General features: G+C 54.2%; 17 protein-coding genes and 1 tRNA gene. 10 read left to right on the top strand and 8 right to left on the bottom strand.

Going from position 1 to position 21,149, the window contains the following annotated elements:
• The first annotated feature begins 112 nt into the window (after window positions 1–112).
• From DVA43_RS02020 to DVA43_RS01985, 8 genes are all read left to right on the top strand, one after another.
• Window positions 113–340 carry a YejL family protein gene (locus DVA43_RS02020; protein WP_032612681.1) on the top strand — a complete coding sequence of 76 codons (228 nt, stop codon included), beginning with the start codon at window positions 113–115 and terminating at the stop codon, window positions 338–340.
• Between the two features lie 19 nt (window positions 341–359).
• Entirely contained in the window at window positions 360–2,120 is a 1,761-nt protein-coding gene (gene yejM / locus DVA43_RS02015; protein ID WP_114314413.1) for an LPS biosynthesis-modulating metalloenzyme YejM, read from the top strand.
• Between the two features lie 72 nt (window positions 2,121–2,192).
• Window positions 2,193–2,269, top strand: a tRNA-Pro gene (locus DVA43_RS02010).
• A 674-nt stretch (window positions 2,270–2,943) separates the two neighbouring features.
• Window positions 2,944–3,525, top strand: a complete 582-nt coding sequence (locus tag DVA43_RS02005; protein ID WP_114314412.1) for a common pilus major fimbrillin subunit EcpA — start codon at window positions 2,944–2,946, stop codon at window positions 3,523–3,525.
• A 76-nt stretch (window positions 3,526–3,601) separates the two neighbouring features.
• Window positions 3,602–4,279, top strand: a complete 678-nt coding sequence (locus tag DVA43_RS02000) for a hypothetical protein (RefSeq protein WP_103824987.1) — start codon at window positions 3,602–3,604, stop codon at window positions 4,277–4,279.
• An 8-nt stretch (window positions 4,280–4,287) separates the two neighbouring features.
• Complete coding sequence (locus DVA43_RS01995) at window positions 4,288–6,825, top strand: CS1-pili formation C-terminal domain-containing protein (protein WP_114314411.1); 2,538 nt, start codon at window positions 4,288–4,290, stop codon at window positions 6,823–6,825.
• Window positions 6,818–8,440 (top strand): fimbrial protein, encoded by a 1,623-nt coding sequence (locus tag DVA43_RS01990; protein WP_168194635.1) that lies wholly within the window; start codon window positions 6,818–6,820, stop codon window positions 8,438–8,440. The genes DVA43_RS01995 and DVA43_RS01990 overlap by 8 nt, the downstream gene beginning before the upstream one ends.
• A gap of 25 nt (window positions 8,441–8,465) precedes the next feature.
• Complete coding sequence (locus DVA43_RS01985) at window positions 8,466–9,149, top strand: fimbria/pilus periplasmic chaperone (RefSeq protein ID WP_114317053.1); 684 nt, start codon at window positions 8,466–8,468, stop codon at window positions 9,147–9,149.
• 78 nt (window positions 9,150–9,227) lie between these two features.
• Here the strand turns inward: DVA43_RS01985 and DVA43_RS01980 are convergent, their stop codons facing one another.
• From DVA43_RS01980 to DVA43_RS01970, 3 genes are all read right to left on the bottom strand, one after another.
• The gene (locus DVA43_RS01980) at window positions 9,228–10,631 is read right to left on the bottom strand and encodes a DUF1996 domain-containing protein (protein WP_114314410.1); all 1,404 of its coding nucleotides are present in this window, start codon (window positions 10,629–10,631) and stop codon (window positions 9,228–9,230) included.
• 91 nt (window positions 10,632–10,722) lie between these two features.
• The gene (locus DVA43_RS01975) at window positions 10,723–11,907 is read right to left on the bottom strand and encodes an MFS transporter (protein ID WP_114314409.1); all 1,185 of its coding nucleotides are present in this window, start codon (window positions 11,905–11,907) and stop codon (window positions 10,723–10,725) included.
• 81 nt (window positions 11,908–11,988) lie between these two features.
• On the bottom strand, window positions 11,989–12,249 hold the full coding sequence (locus DVA43_RS01970; protein ID WP_114314408.1) for a DUF2534 family protein: 261 nt from the start codon (window positions 12,247–12,249) through the stop codon (window positions 11,989–11,991).
• A 195-nt stretch (window positions 12,250–12,444) separates the two neighbouring features.
• Here DVA43_RS01970 and eco point away from each other — a divergent pair, with 195 nt between their 5' ends.
• Window positions 12,445–12,936, top strand: a complete 492-nt coding sequence (gene eco, locus DVA43_RS01965) for a serine protease inhibitor ecotin (protein ID WP_114314407.1) — start codon at window positions 12,445–12,447, stop codon at window positions 12,934–12,936.
• Between the two features lie 36 nt (window positions 12,937–12,972).
• Here eco and mqo read toward each other — a convergent pair whose 3' ends face one another.
• Window positions 12,973–14,628 carry a malate dehydrogenase (quinone) gene (gene mqo, locus DVA43_RS01960; protein ID WP_103825105.1) on the bottom strand — a complete coding sequence of 552 codons (1,656 nt, stop codon included), beginning with the start codon at window positions 14,626–14,628 and terminating at the stop codon, window positions 12,973–12,975.
• A 258-nt stretch (window positions 14,629–14,886) separates the two neighbouring features.
• Between mqo and DVA43_RS01955 the strand changes: the two genes are divergently transcribed.
• The gene (locus DVA43_RS01955; protein ID WP_246842259.1) at window positions 14,887–16,116 is read left to right on the top strand and encodes a SulP family inorganic anion transporter; all 1,230 of its coding nucleotides are present in this window, start codon (window positions 14,887–14,889) and stop codon (window positions 16,114–16,116) included.
• On the opposite strand, the gene mgtE is transcribed toward DVA43_RS01955, so the two are convergent.
• The 4 genes from mgtE to ada all read right to left on the bottom strand — a co-directional run bounded on the left by mgtE (window position 16,079) and on the right by ada (window position 21,105).
• Window positions 16,079–17,515 (bottom strand): magnesium transporter, encoded by a 1,437-nt coding sequence (gene mgtE, locus DVA43_RS01950; protein ID WP_114314405.1) that lies wholly within the window; start codon window positions 17,513–17,515, stop codon window positions 16,079–16,081. The genes DVA43_RS01955 and mgtE overlap by 38 nt on opposite strands.
• Window positions 17,516–17,670: 155 nt before the next feature.
• Complete coding sequence (locus DVA43_RS01945; protein ID WP_114314404.1) at window positions 17,671–19,314, bottom strand: multidrug ABC transporter permease/ATP-binding protein; 1,644 nt, start codon at window positions 19,312–19,314, stop codon at window positions 17,671–17,673.
• Between the two features lie 76 nt (window positions 19,315–19,390).
• Window positions 19,391–20,041 carry a DNA oxidative demethylase AlkB gene (gene alkB, locus DVA43_RS01940; RefSeq protein WP_114314403.1) on the bottom strand — a complete coding sequence of 217 codons (651 nt, stop codon included), beginning with the start codon at window positions 20,039–20,041 and terminating at the stop codon, window positions 19,391–19,393.
• Window positions 20,041–21,105 (bottom strand): bifunctional DNA-binding transcriptional regulator/O6-methylguanine-DNA methyltransferase Ada, encoded by a 1,065-nt coding sequence (gene ada / locus DVA43_RS01935; protein ID WP_114314402.1) that lies wholly within the window; start codon window positions 21,103–21,105, stop codon window positions 20,041–20,043. The genes alkB and ada overlap by 1 nt, the downstream gene beginning before the upstream one ends.
• Between the last annotated feature and the right edge of the window lie 44 nt (window positions 21,106–21,149).

Genomic DNA, 21,149 nt, shown 5'->3' with positions numbered 1-21,149 from the left:
GGCCGTATTCAACCACCCCCCAGTCATGTATGCAACCGAAGATAAAAAAGGGGAAAAAAAGCTGTTGCTACGGTAATATGTTGCCCTTTCCTCCACAAACAGATTTAGATTTATGCCACAACTCTCCCGCTACAGTGATGAACACGTTGAACAAATGCTCAGTGAGCTGCTCAACGTACTGGAAAAACATAAGGCACCGACCGACCTTTCCCTGATGGTTCTGGGAAATATGGTGACTAACCTTATCAATACCAGCGTTGCGCCGGCCCAGCGCCAGGCGATCGCGAAATCTTTCGCTCAGGCCTTACAGTCCTCGGTTAACGACGACCAGGCGCACTAAGGGAAACGAACGACAGTTTATGGTGACGAATCGTCAGCGCTACCGTGAAAAAGTCTCCCAGATGGTTAGCTGGGGGCACTGGTTTGCCCTGTTTAACATTCTGCTGGCGATGGTGCTTGGCAGTCGTTATCTGTTTGTCGCCGACTGGCCGACGACGCTTGCCGGACGGGTCTTCTCCTGGATAAGCGTCATTGGCCATTTCAGCTTTCTGGTCTTCTCCACCTATTTACTGATCCTCTTCCCGCTGACGTTCATCGTCATGTCGCAGCGGCTGATGCGGTTTATCTCCGCTATCCTCGCCACCGCAGGCATGACGCTGCTGCTTATCGACAGCGAAGTCTTCACCCGTTTTCACCTGCATCTTAATCCCGTCGTCTGGGAACTGGTGATCAATCCCGACCAGAACGAAACGGCGCGCGACTGGCAGCTGATGTTCATCAGCGTGCCGATTATCCTGCTGATTGAGATGCTGTTTGCCACCTGGAGCTGGCAAAAACTGCGCAGCCTGACGCGGCGCCGTCGCTACGCCAAACCGGTGGCCGCCCTCTTTTTTGTCGCCTTTATCGGCTCGCACTTTATGTATATCTGGGCGGACGCCAACTTCTACCGCCCCATCACCATGCAGCGCGCGAACCTGCCGCTCTCCTATCCGATGACCGCCCGTCGCTTCCTGGAGAAACACGGTCTGCTGGATGCGCAGGAGTATCAGCGCCGCCTGATTGAACAAGGGGATCCTGAAGCGGTATCGGTGCAGTATCCGCTCAGCGATCTACGCTACCGTGACATGGGTCAGGGACAGAACGTTCTGCTGATCACTGTCGACGGCCTGAACTACTCGCGCTTTGAGAAACAGATGCCGGCGCTGGCAGAGTTCGCCGAGAAGAACATCAGCTTTACCCAGCATATGAGCTCCGGTAACTCGACCGATGCCGGGATCTTTGGCCTGTTCTACGGTATTTCACCAGGTTATATGGACGGCGTGCTGTCATCGCGTATCCCTGCCGCGCTCATTACCGGGCTCAACCAGCAGGGCTATCAGCTGGGGCTGTTCTCTTCAGATGGTTTCAGCAGTCCGCTCTATCGCCAGGCGCTGCTGTCCGACTTCTCACTGCCGACCACGCAGAGCCAGTCCGACGAACAGACCGCCGGGCAGTGGATCAGCTGGCTGCACCGTTATGCGCAGGACGACAACCGCTGGTTCTCCTGGGTTGCCCTGAACGGCACGACGCTGGATGACAGTAACCAGAAAACCTTCAACCGCCGCTACGCGCAGGCCGCAGGCAATGTCGATACCCAGATTGCCCGGGTGCTGGACGCGCTGCGTGAATCCGGCAAGCTGGAGAATACCGTGGTGGTGATCACCGCTGGCCATGGCGTACCGCTGGGCAGCGAGCGCAACGATGTCGACTGGGCGCGCCCTCGCCTGCATGTTCCGCTGGTGATCCACTGGCCTGGTACGCCGTCGCAGCGCATTAACATGCTGACCGATCATAAAGATGTGATGACCACCCTGATGCAGCGTCTGCTCCACGTCAGCACGCCAGCTAATGAGTATTCCCAGGGTCAGGATCTGTTCAGCGCAACGCGTCGTCATAACTGGGTGACGGCTGCCAGCAACAACACGCTGGCCGTCACAACGCCAACCCTGACGCTGGTGCTTAACAGCAACGGTAATTACAAAACCTATAATCCGCAGGGTGAGAAACTCAACGACCAGACGCCGCAGTTAAGCCTGCTGCTACAGGTGCTGACGGATGAGAAACGGTTTATTGCTAATTGATTTAATATTAATCAGTTAGCCTGCACCACCCTTGCAATAAATGCGGAAATAGGTAGTATGAATTTCACGTGTCGGCACGTAGCGCAGCCTGGTAGCGCACTGTCATGGGGTGTCAGGGGTCGGAGGTTCAAATCCTCTCGTGCCGACCAAAAATTCCTCAAAAAACCAACCTTCGCGGTTGGTTTTTTTTTGTGTCGTCCACCCGGGAGCATCATGCCAGGCAGGTGCGCCATACCTGACTTGCCTGTTTTTTAGCCATCTTCGGTTGGATTTGAGAGCGAAAAGCGTCTAATCATCAAAAAAATGCAGGCGAGTGGCAGTAAATCTACTTAAATCACTAAAAACAATTATAACCCGAGCCGATTAAAGCACGCCTTTTAAGCCAGAAAAAATAAACAGTTAAGAAAATCTGTAATAAAAGTCCGTAATCAACACCCTTTTTACTTAAACACTTACGATATACCTTTCCGTGAAAGATAAGAATATAATATGTATCGGATAAATTCATTCATCAAATTTATTAGACGAACCTATAATACATTCTCTGCGCTAATGGTTTAATAAACACTGACATGGCAGTCATTTTAATTAAAAATTGAATTCAATTAATCGCCTGTACAAACAAATACCTACTCATTAAACTAGCCTCACATTCGAAACATGAGACGTTTGAATGTAATTCACTAAACGGAAACTCCCGGCAATATAATATTCCCAGTTCACTGCGAATATTCACTTAATATATAAGATTGCTGACGACTTATTACGCCAGGTGAATAAGACTGCTCCACCATAACGGATTAATACACTAAAGGAATAAAAGATGAAAAAATTAATGTTAGCTGGTTGCATCGCTGCCGCTTTTGTTTGCTCTAACGCTATGGCAGATGTGACTGCTTCCGCTACCGCTACCTGGGATGCAAGCGCAACTAAAGATACTACCAGCGCACTGGTTGTGACCCCACTTAAATCTCTCTCTTTCCAGTATGCAGAAGGCATTCAGGCGTTTAACACCCAGAATGGCGCTTTCGACATCACTATTAAAGGCCAGTCTGGTGCTACCGACTTCCTGCTGACCTCTCAGATCGTGACCAACACCCTGAGCCGCGCTACTGATACCTCTACGCTGGACGTAGGTATTAAATGGAATGGCCAGGCTCTGAGCAAAACCGAAGCTTTAAAACTGATCGATACTGCTAATAACGTCTCTGCAGGTCTGGACGCACTGGCTGTAAGCACTGCTTACGCAGGTAAAGATCGTACTTCTACTCAGGGTAACTTCACCTTTGGTATCGACTCTGCAACCAGCGACGGCACCAGCAAAGTTGAGTTCGCCGATCTGAACGACGGCTACTGGAGCGGCGACGTTAAGGTACAGTTCAACGCAGTGTGGACTACCGCTTAATTATTACCCCCGCAGTACCCCTCTAATGGAAAGAGACAAGGAGACTATTAGTCTCCTTTTAATGTAAGGATACCCCATGAAATTAAGTTATCTTTGCGCGGCTGCGTTATCTCTGGCAATTGTGTTTCCTGCCCAGGCAATTAACGTTGGGGATGTCACCTCAATAATTACCTCAAAAAATAATAGCCTGGCAAAAGAAATTGAGAATAACACCGAGGCTGCGCGATTCGTTACCGTTAAAGTTGAAAGACTATCCTCCCCGATGGCTGATGGCAAAATCATTCCAATGGCAGACCGGTCCGAATTACTTTCAACACCAGCAAGTTTAATATTACCCGGCTATGCCAAAGAAAACTTCCGTTTCATTTATAACGGACCAGCCGATGATAAAGAGCGCTATTATCGCCTGTCATGGACTGATGAACCCATCTCAGAATTTGACGGCACCAAAGAAAGCAAGCTCGGTCAGGCGACCACCTCAGCAGTCATTGGTACCATTCTGGTTGTTGCACCACGTAAAGAGCACTTCGACTATAAGCGCCAGGGTGGCGAGATAACTAACACAGGCAACGTTTCTTTCCGTGTTATTTCCTATGGCCCTTGTAAAGATAAAAAGAAGGATGACGGAAAGGGCTGCCGTGAAAGATATAATTTAATGCCTGGGCTCAGCGTAAAAATAAAACATACCGATCTCAACAATAAAATGACCCGTATTGGCATCTGGCATGGTGAGCAGTTAATTCACGCAAAATAGAGACTATTATGGATAAGTCGGATTTAAATAAGGGATCTGTATTCTGCGGGCTCATGTTGACCGCTGTTGTTGCTTTACCAGCAAATTCTGCCGTACCTCTTCAGGTTAATAATCAAGTCATCCCTGCTGCTTTCGCCTATGCTCTTCAGCAGGGCATGACGATCCCCGTTTTTATACGATATGATGGTGAAAAGGCAGTAGCCCCCAGTCGTCAAAAAATCGCTGATGCAATCATCTCAGTTAGCGATGGTGTTTTTGTTATCAATCAGATCACGCTTTCTGACCTGCCAAACAGAACGGAGCTGGCTTCTCAGCTTAAAACCGTTATCAGCGAGTTGAAGGACGCCAAATTTAACGATGGGAATAAAATCCAGCTCAATAATGACGCCTCTATCATTCTGGATACCCGTTCGTTTTATCTTGAACTGCTGGTCAGTAGAGAGGCGATGGACGCGGCAATAATACCGCGCACCAATATACTGGGCGAATCATCTTCAGATCAGCTTTCTAACATTCTTAACTACAGTGTTGGGAGTTATTACAGCCAGTACGACGAGGATAACAACGGCAGCAGTTATATCACTCTGGATAACTCTACGTCGCTGCGCGAGCACCATGTAAACCTTAATGGTTCTGTTTATGGCATCGGTACTAAAGACAATAAAAGCGAGCTGTATCGCGCAATGTATGAGCGCGACTATCAGGGGATGCGTGTTGCCGCAGGGATGGTGGATACGTGGAACCTGCAGTCGATAGCCAGCATGAGCGCGCTGAATTCCAGCCGCATTTACGGGGTTAGCCTTGGCAATAAAAGCAGCACCCGAATTGAAGATAATACCTTAACGCTGGTACCTATTACCGTGTTTTTACCTGCCGCAGGCGAGGTACATATTACGCGTAATGGTAAGCTGCTCAGCATTCAACAATTTTCAATGGGCAGCTATGAGGTTGACACCTCTAAGCTACCGTTTGGTGTCTACAATGTTGACGTATCTGTGATAGTGAACGGCAAAGAGGTTAGCTACCGAACCACGCAAATCAACAAGACGTTTGCGCGCGAATCAAGCGTTACGGGTCTTATCGACTGGCAGCTGTTTTCTGGCATGCTTAAATACAATAAGATGGATTATCGTGACCATGACAACATCGATTATGGTGAAAAAGATACCTGGGTCGCCGGCGCAGCGTTGGGAACTCGGCTACCTATATTATCCGGCGTAAATATTAAATCCACCCTTTATGGTTTTGACAACAATGGCGTCAATGAGTCGGAAATTAACGTCGAGTTTAACGATCTCTTCAGCGCAAACCAGCAACTACTGCTGGCAACAGACAGCAGCTGGCAGAGCATCAGTACGCTGAACTTTGCTCTTCCGGGCGGTTACGGCAATATCTGGGCATCGCGCCAGTTCAGCCATATAGGCGATAAACTGCCGATGTACAAAAGTGACTATACGACTATTGGCGCCAGCACCAATCTGAACACGTTTATTCCGGGGTTAGGGAGTCTCTCCGTTAGCTACTCAAAGGATAAATACAACAACAATGATTACACTAACGTAGATTATAGCCAGTCGCTTTATAATAATCGTTGGGCCACGCTCACGATGCGCACCGGTATCCAGCGCTATTCTTATCGTGATAACGGTAACGTCAGCGATAAATATATTAACCTGGATTTAAGCTTACCGCTTTCAACCTGGTTAAGTACTGGCATGTCCAGTGAAAATGGCGCTACGCTGGCGAACGCAACGCTCCGTAAAAGTTTTGACAACAGCCCAATTACTCAGGTTGGGGCATCAGTGTCGAAGCGTATTAGCGGCGGTGACGAGAGTGATAGCAATAGCTACCAGTCTGACGATTTCGCCATCAACGGTTATGCCTCTTATGATACGAAATACAATACCGGAACCGTTTCGGCAACACGCTCTTCAGATAATAACACCAACCTGACCCTCAACTCTCAGGGTAGCGTTGCGTGGACGAAAGAGGGTGTTAACCTCGGTAAAGGTACGGATAATTCCGGTATTATTATCAACACTAACTTCGCGGAAGAAGGTCAGATGACGGCGCAAATTAATGGCCACAATTACCCTCTCACCGGTAAAAGTAATTACATCAGCCTCCCCGCTTACGCTGAATATAAAGTTGAGCTAATGAACGACAAAAACTCTATGGATAGCGTAGAGATTGTTCGCGGTCGTCGCAGTAATGTCGTGCTGTATCCAGGTAACGTCAGCGTAATTACACCTGAAGTCAAGCAGCTGGTCACCGTATTTGGCCGTATGAAAAACCTTAACGGCAAAGCTTTTTCCAACGTCAATATTCGTAACCACATTGGCAAAACGACAACCAACGATCAGGGCGAGTTTGCCATGGATGTAGACAAGCGCTACCCGGTCATCACGTTAATTGACCAGCAGGGCGGCGTTTGCGAAGCCGACCTGGAACTGACCAAAGCGCGTGGCGCCGTATGGATGGGTGATATTCCGTGCCATCCACAGGTTCAGTCAGCATCTAATAAAGGAGCGCAGCCTAATGTTTAACAGACAGACGTTAGCACTTATTATTTTCAGCCTTGCTATTACCTTTTTAAATTCCAGGGCAGCATACGCAGTACATATGTATAATGAGGCAGCTGTCTCTAACTCCTATTTGTTTATTGAAAACAACGTCGATAATGAATATTTTCTGACTTCATCGTCCCTCGATCCCCGCTTTACGGGCGCAAATACCTGGACCCGGTATAAAACCAACCAGGATAGTATGGGATACATGGGCGTCGTTGGCTGGCATAAAACAAATACCTGGGTGGATATGTGGATTGATAATTCCCCCATTAATGGTCCCTTAATGGGGCTCCGCTGCCGTCTCCAGAACGGAGGGACATGTCCCTCTACAGGCTATCTCGAGGCGGGCGCCAGGGACAACAGCGGCTTTTATCACGCTCGTGCCGGTAATAGCTTATATAACGGCTCGTATGGTTTTGCCTCATTTAGCCCAGCAGCGTATAATTACTTTAAGGATCAGCCGGTTGGAACGCAGGATAGCTTTGACCTGAACTACTGCTACAGTGACACGGACTACGACTACGCTGCCGGTGAACGTTGTAATACCCTCAGCACCGGCTACTGGCACAAGCGTATATTTAACGTCACAAAGCTGGGCCATCTCAGGCTCCAGAGCACGGGCGCCCTGGCGGAAGTCTGGATCGCCAGCGACGGCACACCGAGCGTAAACATTGGTTCTGAATATTGCCAGGTGGGGGTGGTCAGCAACGTCAGAGGGCTGATTTGTAAGATGGCCGCTTACTCCCTGCAAGAAACTCAAAAGATCAATTCACTTAACTTTAAGATGATCATTGATAACTCGAAGCTCGGTTTTAGCCCATACGCGTCAGACGTAAAATACAGTGGCGACGCCAGCAAATGGTATAACTTCAACACCACTACCGCTTACAGCAACGTTTTCACCACCGGTGGTGATTACGTCTATGCCTTTATCTCGGATAGCTTTTTCCAAAAAATGGTTAAGGCGGGGACAAGTATTAGTGCCAATGACAATATTTTTACTCTGAATTTTAATAACACCAACACACCCGAGTCGGGTTACTATCAATTCACGACCTCAACGACGCTGAATATCGTTCCCAAAGAGTATGGTATTAGCATTGTTTCAGCAGATGAAAAGGCGAATCCTAAACAGTCTGGCAAAATTGACAGTGATAAACCCATTGAGTTTGAGTACCGTATTACCACATCGGCCCCGCGTCAGGCCGACAGCATTACCGTCCAGGTCGTCGGCGAGAGCGCGACCATTCAACGCATCCCGTACTGCGTGTTTACCTCTGCCGATGAAACGTTGAAGGTGCCGGTTCCGGCCTATATCTCGTTCACCAGTAATACGGGAGCCACCATTACGAAGCGAAACAGCTGCTCGGACGCGCCGATCAATATTACTCGTGCCAATTGGGTACAAACGGCGTGGAACGCCAATCTCGATGATTCATTTTATTACAGAGCAAATATTAAGCTGATCTTCCCTATGAACGACTCTCGCTCGCAATTTACGCTCTCTGGCCAGGACTGGATGGGCACCGTGAGCGCCAGCGGGGAGATCAAGGCGACGGCAACCTGGGTGGGCGTCGATCGTTCATCTTAAGCCTGGTGCGCAAAGGTCTATGTTTATGAGAAAAGCGGGTTTCACAATCCCGGCGCTATTGGCAGCGCTGCTATCCATTAACACGGCACATGCCGTCTGGTTTAGCGCGCTTATCTACGATATGCCGGCAGACAAAGATTTCGTCTCCCGGCCAATCTATAACGATACCGACCGAACAAATCTGTATAACATCAGCGCCTGGAAAATTGACAGGCCTGGCAATGGCGGTGAAAACAAAATAAGCGACCAGGACCTGGAGATCCTCTGGGCACCGCTGAAGTTTTCGCTCGCGCCCCTGCAAACAGACTATTTTAAACTCTATTATCGCGGCCCAAAGGATGATAAAGAACGTTATTTCCGGGTCGTGTTTAAGGAGATCCCGCTTCGTCTCTACCCGCTGCAGAAAACCGGCAGTAATTTAAACGTGCTGCCGGTGACCTCGATGAGTACCATACTCGTCGTTCGTCCGCGTAAAATTAAACTGGCTTATAAAGTCGATGAGCAAAAAGGCATTATCGAAAACACCGGCAATACCTTTTTCAGGGTGATTATCCAGAAAGGTTGCGAGGGCGATGATGAAAGTTCAACGCAATTTTATATGTTGCCGGGGGAAAAGTATCAGGATAAAAGCGTAAGCGTGACGAATAGAAAATTTATCGTGGCGCAGGAGAAATACATTAAATTAGGTAATGGATGCTTCCATAATTAGCGATTGGTAAACCATAAGTCCCTCTGAACATAAGCCGGTTAACTAACCGGCTTCTGTCTGTTATAAATCCACTCTACCTTATGTCTCCGGGGTGTGTTTATACCCCGTCAGCATCAGTATCAGGCTCTCTTTAGAAGAGGCGGGGCTGAACTGGTAGTGGTTGCCCTGACGGTCGCCACCAATGTACCAGGAGATTTCCGTTTTGCCCGCCGCCAGCGCTTTGCGCACCGCCTTATCAACATCGACCATGCGATATTCACGCTTGTTGTTGAGATACAGCAGCGCATCTGACGAGTAATTGCAGGCCGGACGATTTTTCCAGGTGACAGTGGCGGGATCCCAGTCGTTGCTTGCCGGATAGAAGAAGATCTGATCCGCGCCGTTGGCCTCGACTTTTCCACCATAGATCCGCACCCTGTATTTGAACAGAGACGGATCCTGGCCCTCAGGCAGCGCAGGGATCTTAAACTTAACCAGACTCATCGTTTCGCTGTTACGGGTGCGACCGCCGTTTTTCCAGTTATCCTGAACCAGCAAAGTCTGCGCCCCAGGTACCGGGGTGGTTGGGGTCTCGCTACTCCCCCAGACGTTTGCCAGCGCCTTTGAATAGCCGTAGGGGACGTTAGTGCCGCAGTCCATGCCCTGATTCATGCACATCTCGGTCATAAAGCGCGCGCCGTCTTCAGTCCAGCCATTCATAAAGTCGGCGTGGGCGGTATAGAGGCTGCCCCAGTGCTCTTCACGCACATCGCCATTCATGGTGGGATCGAGCGACAGCTGGGCTTTCGCGGTATCCAGGGAAGTGATCCCGTGCAGCACATAGGCCACGTTCATATTTACCGTCGGGATTTTCACCGGATAGCCGGACGGGCACTGCCCTTTCACATCGTAGGTCGCATTCGCCATGCCATGGTGCGGTTGCAGATGGATACCATCCCAGCAGTTAGGGAACTGGATCCCGATATTAAACTGCACCGCATCTTTGGCTTTTCTCAGCCCACACACTTCCCCGACTTTATTGCTGTAGCCTTTGCCGTTAGCGCATAAGAAGGTAATGCGGGAGTTAGGCTTGGTGCCGTGGTGATCGCCCGCCAGCAGCGCCAGCCCGGCCGGGAACGGACTGAGCGGGAACTGTTCGACGTTAGACGCCTGGTAATAGGTCTTTTGGTAGGCGGGTTGAACCACCGTCCCGTCCGGCAGGCGCAGCGACGGCGCCCAGTAAGCTGAGCTGTCGGCTTTGTTATCGCAGGTGGTTTCTGACTGCTTACGCAGTGATTGATAGGTCGAATAGGCGTCCGTACGGGTGTTGCCGAAAAAGTCGTGCCACATCGCCTGGTTGGTTTTGCCAAACATCATTATGGCGTCATCGCCCAGGGTATGGTTATAAGCGCAGACGACGTGCGCCTGCGGGCCTGCATGGGCATAAAGTGACGGCAGCAGCAGAGCTGACGCCATCGCGGTATAAAGTGCGGTCCTTTTCATAAGTATCTCCTGATAGAAAGGACCACATTGGTAACAAAACGGTACTCACGCTTCGAATGATTTGCGCAATATTTTTCTACTATTACGCGCTTTACAACGCCGCCGGGCGTTTGTGCAGATACCCCAGCGTCAGCAGGCAGATCATCGCCCCGGCATAAAAGGTATATTCCGCCCCCCACATTTCCCAGATGATGCCCGCCCCCAGGCTGGCAATCAGCAGCGCTACGCCGCTTATCATACTGAACAGGCCAAACGCTGTACCCCGCATGTCGGGGGGTGCCGTCTTCGCCATCATCGCGGTCAGCAGCCCCTGAGTCATCCCCATATGGATGCCCCACAGCGCCACGCCGACAATAATCCCCATCCAGTGGGTGCTCAGCGCCAGCACGATATCGGCGGCGATCAACACCGCCAGCCCCCCCTGCAGCAGACGGGTATGGCTCATGGCATCGGAGAGTTTGCCAAACGGATAGGCCGAAAACGCGTAAAGCAGATTCATGGCGACCATCACCAGCGGGATCAGCGCCAGCGGAATGTCCGCCTGCTGAGCCCGCAACACCAGAAATGCCTCGCTGAAACGGGCCAGGGTGAAGACCGCACCCAGGCCAATCACCCACCAGCAGCTGGCGCCGAGGCGTTTCAGGTTCTCTTTTTTAATCGGATTGGTGCGTTTATGGGTGACGGGAGAGGCAGGTTCATGCAGGCCAAAAAAGAGCAGCGCGACGGCCAGCACGCCGGGGATGACGGCGATCCAGAAGATGGTGCGGAAATCATCGTTCCACAGCAGCATCATGCCGACCGCCAGCAGCGGGCCGAGAAACGCGCCAATGGTATCCATCGACTGACGCAGCCCGTATGCCGCCCCGCGCAGTTCCGGCGGCGTCACGTCGGCCACCAGCGCGTCACGGGGTGCGCCACGGATCCCCTTCCCTACCCGGTCGATTAAGCGTGCCCCGAGGATCATCCCCGACGACGAGGCGAGCGCAAACAGTGGCTTGCTGGCGGCTCCCAGCCCGTAGCCCAGCAGCGCCAGCCCTTTGCGTTTCCCCAGATAGTCGCTGATGGCGCCGGAGAAGACCTTGATGATCAGCGCCGTGGCTTCCGCCAGCCCTTCAATCAGGCCAATAAAAATGACGCTGGCGCCCAGGGTGGTCACCATAAAGAGCGGTAATAAGCTATGGATGATCTCCGAGGAGATATCCATCAACATGCTGACGCCGCCAACGACCCAGACCCCTTTTGGGATCCGGCTCAGCGTGGAAAACCGGGAGACCATGCTCCACTCCTGTTAACGGGGAAAAAATCATTTAACCCGAAACGGCACAGGAGTGAAACAGGCATTCATCGCGTTGGCGACTCAGTGTTTATCGCTCCCGCCGAGGAAAAATATACCCAGCGGGATAGCCAGCAGCACGGTAAAGACCGTGCTGTAGACCAGCACCATCGCCGATTGCAGCACATACATGCTGGTGGTCCACTCCGTCAGCGGAATGTTGTACTGCTCAACCACGCCAATGATAGTCACACGGCCTACCCCCATCACCGCGATCAGAAAAACCGTCAGTAGCGCCAGCAGAAATTTCTTCCCCGCCGGGGTGCTGAGTTTATTACGTACCATGCGTGTTTCCTTCACAGATAGATAACAATGATTGCAGCTCACCCTACCACGATCGTCCCTCCGGGGCCAATGCAGAATTTAAAACCAAATCACAAGGCCCTTACTAGTTATATAAACCAGTTAGAAATAAAATTAAGGTAAAAAACACCATTCATGGTAGTGTATGGCCACCGTTTGACATAAAAAGGAATCACTGTGAAAAACGCCGCTAAAAGTCTCATCACTCTGCTGGCTCTGACCTGCGCCAGCGCATACGCCACCCCTGCTGACCAGCCGCTCAGTAAAACGGCCCCCTACCCGCAGGCGGAACAGGGGATGAAGCGCCAGGTTATCGACCTGCCAGAGCAGAAGGATGAAGCGAATTACAAGGTGGAACTGCTGATCGGCCAGACGCTGGAGGTGGACTGCAACGTGCACCGCCTCGGCGGTAAGTTAACCAGCAAGACGCTGGAAGGCTGGGGATATGACTATTACATCTTTGATAAGGTCACTTCGCCGGTTTCCACCATGATGGCCTGTCCGGACGGGAAAAAGACAACAAAATTTGTGACCGCGAATCTCGGCGAGCATAGCCTGCTGCGCTACAACAGCAAGCTGCCGATTGTGGTTTATACGCCTGCGAATATCGAGGTGAGATACCGTATCTGGCAGGCTGACGAGAAGGTAGAAAGCGCCGTCACGCGTTAATAAAAAAAGCCGGGTAAATCACCCGGCTTTTTTATATCAGAGTGCGATATCCGCAACCGGTTTGCTTTCCGGCTGGGAGGTCGCCTGCGCCTCAGGCTGAGGCGCCGCATCCGGTGCCTGCGGTTTTTCATACTTCAGCTGCAGCACGCGGCTGGTGTACTCCAGCTCCTGCTCGGTGGCCTCAACGTTGCCGTTCAGCGCCGTACCGTATGAAGGAATAATGGTCTTCAGCTTCGCCTGCCACTCCGGGCTGGCGACTTTGTCTTTAAACACTTTTTCCATCAGGTGCAGCATAATCGGTGCCGCGGTGGAGGCGCCCGGGGATGCTCCCAGCAGCGCGGCGACAGTGCCTTCTTTATCGCTGACCACTTCAGTGCCCAGACGCAGCACGCCGCCTTTTTCTTCATCACGCTTGATGATCTGCACGCGCTGGCCCGCCTGCCACAGACGCCAGTCCGCTTTCTTCGCTTCCGGATAGTACTCTTTCAGCGCTTCAAAACGATCGTCATCGGAGAGCATCACCTGGCTAATCAGGTATTTCACCAGATCGAAGTTATCCAGACCGACATCAACCATCGGACCCACGTTTGAAGTGGTGGTGGAGCTGAGCAGATCCCACAGCGAACCGTTCTTCAGGAATTTGGTTGAGAAGGTCGCGAACGGCCCGAACAGCACCACGCGCTTACCGTCGAGAACACGTGTGTCGATATGCGGCACCGACATCGGCGGTGCGCCCACGGACGCCTGGCCATAAACCTTCGCCAGATGGCGATTCACCACGTCCGGGTTTTCCGACACCAGGAACTGGCCGCCAACCGGGAAGCCCGCGTAATTCTCCGCTTCAGGAATACCGGTCTCCTGCAGCAGCTTCAGCGCTGCGCCGCCCGCACCGATAAAGACGAACTTCGCCTTGATGACGTGCTCTTCTTCATTGTGCTTCAGATCGGCGACGGTCACGCTCCAGGAGTTGTCCGCGTTACGCTTAAAGCCTCGCACTTCGGTATTCAGCGACAGGTTGAAGTTCTCTTTTTTCTGCAGAGAGCCCACCAGCTGACGGGTGATTTCGCCGTAGTTAACGTCGGTACCGATTTCCGTACGGGTGGCCGCCACCTTCTGGTTCGGGTCGCGCCCTTCCATCACCAGCGGCGCCCATTCTTTGATCTGGGCGTGATCTTCGGAGTACTTCATGCCGCGGAACAGCGAGCTTTGCTGCAGAGCAGCATAACGTCCGCGCAGGAAGTTTACGTTGTCGTCCCCCCAGACAAAGCTCATGTGCGGGACGGTGTTAATGAAACTGTGTGGATCGTGCAGCACACCGCTGTTCACCTGGTGAGACCAGAACTGACGGGAGATCTGAAACGCTTCGTTGATCTCCACCGCTTTCTCAATGCTGATAGAGCCATCTTTCTTCTGTGGGGTGTAGTTCAGCTCCATTAACGCGGAGTGGCCGGTCCCGGCGTTGTTCCAGCCGTTAGAGCTCTCCTGCGCTACGCCGTCCAGGCGTTCAACCATGGTCATGGACCAGTCCGGCTGAAGCTCCTGCAAATAGGTTCCCAGCGTGGCGCTCATGATCCCGCCACCAATTAACAGAACGTCCGTTTCCTGCTCTTGCGATGCCTGAGCCTTCGCCGCCATGGAGACAGCACTAAGGCTTGCCGCCGCAGCCAGCAGCAGGGCAGTCATTTTTTTCATAATTAATGCCTTCGTAATACGCGTTTGTTCGCTATTTATGCAGATGAAGTCGAGTGCGGCGCCACGGTAGCAATAATTAAATATTGTTTAAAGGTTAAATAATTATTGTAATTATGATAATAAATGTCGCTGCATTTGTAGGGGTATGGCTAATCCGGTGCTGGAAAAGTGCGCCATTTCCCGCTACTATGCAGCGCTTTGTGATCGCGCGCACAGATGCCTCTGGGCTGCACTCATTCTCCTGACCTGCGAAAAACTATGTCTTCAGTACACGCTTCTCCTTCTGCGCTCTCTATCCTGCGCTCTCCATCGCTGTTTATGCGTGAAACCCTTGCCGGTGTTATCACCGCCCTGGCGTTGATTCCGGAAGTGATCTCGTTCTCCGTCGTCGCGGGGGTTGATCCGAAGGTGAGCCTGTTTGCCTCGGTGGTCCTCTGCCTGGGGCTGTCGGTCATGGGCGGTCGCCCGGCGATGGTGACGGCCGCCGCGGGCTCCGTGGCGCTGGTGATCGGGCCGATGGTCCATCAGCATGGCGCGCAATACATCCTGCCGGCGGTGCTGCTGGCCGGCGTGATCCAGATCCTGTTCGGCGCGCTGGGAATGGCGCGTCTGATGCGTTTTATTCCCCAGGCAGTGATGACCGGGTTTGTTAACGCCCTGGGGATTTTAATTTTCTTTGCCCAGGTGCCGCATTTCTGGAGCAGAAGCCCGCTGATCGTCGGCCTGTTTGTGCTCACCCTGCTGATTGTGCTCTGGGCGCCCCGCTACATTAAAAGCGTGCCCTCCCCGTTGATTGCCATCGTGGTGCTGACACTCTATACCGTCACCAGCGGCCAGCTGCTGCCGACCGTGGGGGATGAAGGCTCTATCGGCGGCGGACTGCCGGGGATCACCCAGATGCTGGTGCCGCTGAATCTGCAAACCCTGAGTATTATCTGGCCCTGCGCCCTGAGTATCGCCTTTGTCGGCCTGATGGAGTCGCTTCTGACCGCGAAGCTGGTGGATGAGCTGACGGCGACCCCGTCCAGCAAGCGCCGCGAAAGCATGGGGCTGGGCGTGGCCAATATCATGGCGGGCTTCTTTGGCGGGATCGCCGGTTGCGCGATGATCGGTCAGACTATTGTTAACGTCGAAATGGGCAAAGGCCGCAGCCGCGTCTCCACCTTTGCCGCCGGGCTGGTGCTGCTGGTGCTGGTCACTGCCCTGAGCGAAGTGATGGCGAAAATTCCGATGGCGGTGCTGGCGGGGATCATGGCGATTGTCGCCATTAAAACCTTCAACTGGCAGAGCATTCGCCCTGCCACGGTGAAAGGCGCGCCGGTTGCGGAAACGCTGGTGATGCTGGTGACCGTCGGGGCCACCGTTTCAACCGGCAACCTGGCAATTGGTGTGGTAGGCGGGATTATCATGATGGTGATCCTCCCTGCCCGCCTGCGACGCAAACACGCCGTTACAGCAGAAACAGCGTCGCCAGCCCAAGAAAAATAAAGAAGCCGCCAGTATCGGTAATGGCGGTGATCATCACGCTCGACCCCACTGCGGGGTCGCGCCCGAGGCGGGTCATGATCATCGGGATGAGGACGCCCATCGTCGCCGCCACCAGCAGGTTCAGCACCATCGCCAGAGTCATTACCCCACCCAGCGCCATATCGCCGTACAGCCACCAGGTCACGCCCCCCATGATGCCGCCCCACACCAGGCCATTAATCAGCGCCACGCCGAGCTCACGCATGATCAGGAAGGTAAAGTTGCCCGGCTGAATATGCTGAAGCGCCAGGGCGCGCACGATCATGGTGATGGTCTGATTACCGGTATTACCGCCAATGCCCGCTACGATAGGCATCAGCGAGGCCAGCGCCACCAGCTGAGAGATGGTGTGTTCAAATCCGTCAATGACACGTGAGGCGATGAAGGCGGTGCAGAGGTTGATCGCCAGCCATGCCCAGCGGGTTTTCACCGCCTTGCTCACCGGGGCATAGACATCCTCTTCAGCACTTAACCCGCCGAGGGCACGCATATCGTTGTCGGTCTCTTTGTAGACCACGTCGACGATCTCATCGATGGTCAGGCGCCCCAACAGTTTGCCTTCCGGGTCAACTACGCCCGCGCTGAGCAGGTTGTCACGTTCAAAGGTGCGGGCGGCTTTTTCGGCGTCATCTTCCGGGGAAAAGAGCATCGGCTGCGTTTCCATCACCTCGCTGACGAGGGTCTGGGTGCTGTTAAGCAGAATGGTCTGTAGATCAAGCTCGCCGAGCAGAGTTTTATCCCGGGAGGTCACAAACAGCTTATCGGTGTTCTTTGGCATTTTGCCCAGACGTCGCAGGTAGCGCTGGACCGCGCCCAGCGTGACGTCAGGGCGCACCGTAATAACGCTGAACTCCAGGATCGCACCGACGCGGTCCTGCTCATAGTGCATCACCTGTTGGACCCGGGCACGATCCTGAGGCGGCAGCGACGCCAGCAACTGTCCGGTCAGGTTACGCGGCAGGTGCTGGACCATGTAGAGCTGGTCGACGATATCCAGGGTGCGTACCGCGTCGAGAATGGCCTGGTCGCTCATCTCGTCGATCAGATCGTCCCAGACGTTTTCGGAGGCTTCGAGCAATACCTGACCGCGCTCGTGATCCTCTACCAGCCGCCACAAAGCGTGGCGCTCTTCCGAGGGCAGCGCTTCGAGGGTGTCGGCGAGATCCGGCGGCGGTAAATGGGCTACCAGCGCCCCTACCTCAGCAATATCGTCGGCTAACGTCCCGACATCATATTGCTCAGCCAGGGTCAGTTTACCCAGCAGGGTGGAGGTGAGCGCTTTGTCGGTGGTCATCAGCCAGATCAGGCGCGCACGCTCTTCATCGCGCAGCCGTGCGCTGTTTTTGCTTAATACAGACATTAAATATCAATCCATTAAATAAGTTGGCATTAAGCATAGCGTGGGGTTGTGTAAATTTTAATAAACGGATGAGAGGAGAGGTCAAAAAAGCAGCAGACGGGAAAAACAAAATCGCAGGCCGGGTGAGGCGAAGCCGCCACCCGGCACAGTTACGCTCAGGCGGTACGGGCTACCGCATCACGCGACGCGGCATCGCGCTCCGCGCCGGTCAGTTCCATCAGCTGGCCGCTGCGCATCTCAAGCAGACGGTCAGCATGGATAAAGTAATGGTCGTCATGGCTGATGGCGAAGATGGTTTTGCCCATCTGCTGCATCAGCGGCAGCAGGACCTGGTAAAACTCGCGACGGAAATGCGGGTCCTGATCGGCAGCCCACTCATCCAGCAGAATAATGTCACGCTCTTCCGCCAGCGCCAGCAGCAGCGCCACGCGCTTCTTCTGCCCTTTTGACAGCTTGAGGTTGAGGATTTTGCCATCCTGCAGCTCCAGCTTGTGGGACATTTGCAGATGCGTCAGCCACTTCTCCACCAGCGCCGGATCGGCCTGCTTGCCTTCCGGCCCCAGCAGCTGATCGAATAGCCAGACGTCGGTAAACACCGCCGAGAAGAGCTTGCGGTAGTCTTCCGGTTTTTCAGCACTGAGCGGTTTACCGTCCAGCAGGATCTCACCTGACTGGGGCTGATACAGGCCGGTCAGCAGCATCGCCAGCGTCGATTTGCCGCTGCCGTTACCGCCAATCAGGAACAGCAGCTCGCCGCGGTTAAGGGTTAAATTCACCGGCCCGACGGAAAATGCATTGTCCTGGTACTGGAAGGTGACGTTACGCAGCTCCAGCGTCTGCCAGTTCGGGAAGGCCTCAGGACGCGGGAAATCAGGTTTGTACGGCGCGAGGGCAAACTTACGCAGCTTGTTAAAGGCGACCTGGGCGCTGAGCAGGGTCGGTAGCGCCCCGACAGCCGAGAGCAGCGGCGTGCGCAGGAACAGCAGCGTCAGCGAGTAGGTGGCGGCGACGTTAGTATCCGCCCAGCCGAGGCTGTTCGCCATCCAGAAGACCAGGCCAATCGCCCCCAGCATCATGATATTCGACCAGTTGACCGCGCTCAGGTGGAAGGTATCGGCCCGCACGATGTGATGGCGATATTCGCGGGCATCCGGAATATAGAGGTTGTTAAAGATATGCTCGGCACGCTCGCGGTTCAGGGTCAGCTCTTTGCGCCCTTCCAGCACCGTCTGATAGTCGTTATAGAGCTTATCTTCGGTTTCGCGCAGCACCGCCATGTGTTTGTAGACCCGCGACACCAGCAGGTAGCCGCCCCAGATGGTGATCGCAATCCACAGGGCGGTGATCGCCAGCATTTTGGTGGAGAGCCAGGCCAGATAGGCCGCCGATCCGAAGGTCAGGATGATCCCCTGTACCAGCTCCGGCAGACGCACAAAGGCGATGGTGATTGAGCGCACATCACTGGTCAGCCCGGCCAGCAGCGAGGCGCTGCCCAGTTGCTCGACGCGTTCAACCTGGGTATCCAGAATCCGCTTGATGAACTCGCTGCGCAGGCGGTAGACAAAGTGGTGACCGAGCGTCGTGAGCGCCAGCTGCGAGCCGAGCGTGACGGCCATCAGCAGGACCAACAGACCGAGAAATTCCGGCAGCACCATCAGGGTGGTATCAACAGTTTCAATCAAACGCAGGTTGATAAAGGCGATCAGCCCAATACCCAGCGCGGCGCTGAGCAGGCTCAATGCCATCACCGCGATAAACGGCCAGCGGTATTGGCGCCAGACCAGTAACAGGAGTTCCATGCAGAGCAATCCAGACAAGAAAAAACAGCCAGCAGTGTAAACTGCTCGCCGTTTACATCAAGAATAATTCTTATTTTTATTCGCTGTACGCCGCCTGACGGAAGGTCAGGTTGTAGCGATAATCGCCGGTAAGAGGATGCGTACCAGGCTTAAGGGACTGAATGCCATGGTAAAACAGGCGGGATGGCCCGCCCCAGACCACTACGTCGCCATGCTCCAGCAGCAGGCGTTTCAGCGGATCGTTACGGCGTAAACCGCCGAACTGGAATACCGCCGGCAGGCCGAGGGAGACCGAGACAATCGGCGCCCGCAGGTCCGCTTCATCTTTATCCTGATGCAATGAGAGCTTAGCCCCAATCGCGTAACGGTTGATGAGACAGGCGTCCGGCTGGAACTCAGGGTAGCCCGCCGCGCAGGCAGCATCGTGGCACAGGGTGGCAAACGCCTCCGGCATCGGTGGCCAGAGGGCGTCGGTAAGCGGGTCTTTCGGGGAGTAGAGATAGCCCCGCTGATTGGTGGTCCAGCCCAGCCCGCCGCAGTTGGTCATTGCCACCGACATGGTGTAACCCCCGGGGGTGACCATCTGGCGGAACGGCGAGACGGTAGCCACCTGTTCGATTGCCTGCATTAATGCAGGCGCCCCAGCCCGGGCGAAGCGGCGCAGGATCACCGCACCGGGCGCCAGCGGCTCCTGCCAGGGTTGTTCATCTGCAAAGAGATCGAGCATCACACCTCCTCTTTTTTCGCTTCCCGACGCAGCAGCGCCGCTTTACGGGCCGTGCCCCAGCGGTAGCCCGAGATCCCGCCGTCGCTTCGCACCACCCGGTGACAAGGGATGATAACCGCCAGTTTGTTGGCGGCACAGGCCCGGGCCACCGCCCGCACCGCGCCAGGATGTCCAATGGCGTTTGCCACCTGTTGATAGCTTGCCGTTTCGCCGCCGGGAATGGCGCGCAAGGCCTGCCAGACCTGGCGCTGAAAAGCGGTGCCGCGAATATCCAGCGGCAGGGCGAGCGCCACGGCGTGGTTATCCACGCTGGCGATCACCCGGGCGACGCGGGCGGCAAAGGCGGCATCTGCCTGTTCCCGCCGGGCGTGCGGAAAAAGGGTCGCCAGCTCGGCAACCAGCGTGCTGTCGTCATCGCCGGGTAAAATGGCGCAGATCCCCCGCGCGCTTTCCGCCACCAGGCAGCGCCCCAGCGTACAGTCGCTCAGGGCGTAGCGCACGGTGGTCTCTTCCCCGCCGTTGCGGTACTGCTTCGCGGTCATCCCCAGCGTAGCATCGGCGTTGCGATAGTAGCTGCTGCTGTCGGGGAAACCTGCCGCCAGCACGGAGTCAGTAATTTTATCCCCCTGCGCCAGAGCGTGTCGCAGCCGTTTCGCCCGGGCCGCCTGCTGCCAGGCTTTCGGGGTCATCCCGGTGGCGGTTTTGAACAGACGATGAAGATGGTACGGGCTCATCGCCACCGCTTCCGCCAGCTGCTCAAGGGTTAAAGGCTGCTCCTGCTCAAGTAGCCGGCAGGCTTTTTCGATGGTGGCGACGCGCTGCGCCTGCGGGTCCTGTTGATCCGGGCGGCAGCGTTTGCAGGGACGAAAACCCGCCTGCGCCGCCTGGCGGGCATCGGGGTAAAAGCGAACGTTTTCACGTAGGGCATGACGCGCCCGGCAGGAGGGGCGGCAAAAGATGCCGGTGGTCTGTACGGCAAAAACAAACTGACCATCGGCACTCTCATCGCGGGCCAGCACCGCCAGCCAGCGTTCATCATCATTATTCAGGTTCGGCTTTTTCATGATCGGCTCCTTCTGTAAGCATACTCATAGCCTGCCTGAGCGCC

This window comes from Leclercia sp. W6, assembly GCF_003336345.1.
Classification (GTDB): domain Bacteria; phylum Pseudomonadota; class Gammaproteobacteria; order Enterobacterales; family Enterobacteriaceae; genus Enterobacter.
The sequence above is the reverse complement of the archived record's forward strand: the minus strand, read 5'-3'. Positions and strand labels throughout refer to the sequence as shown.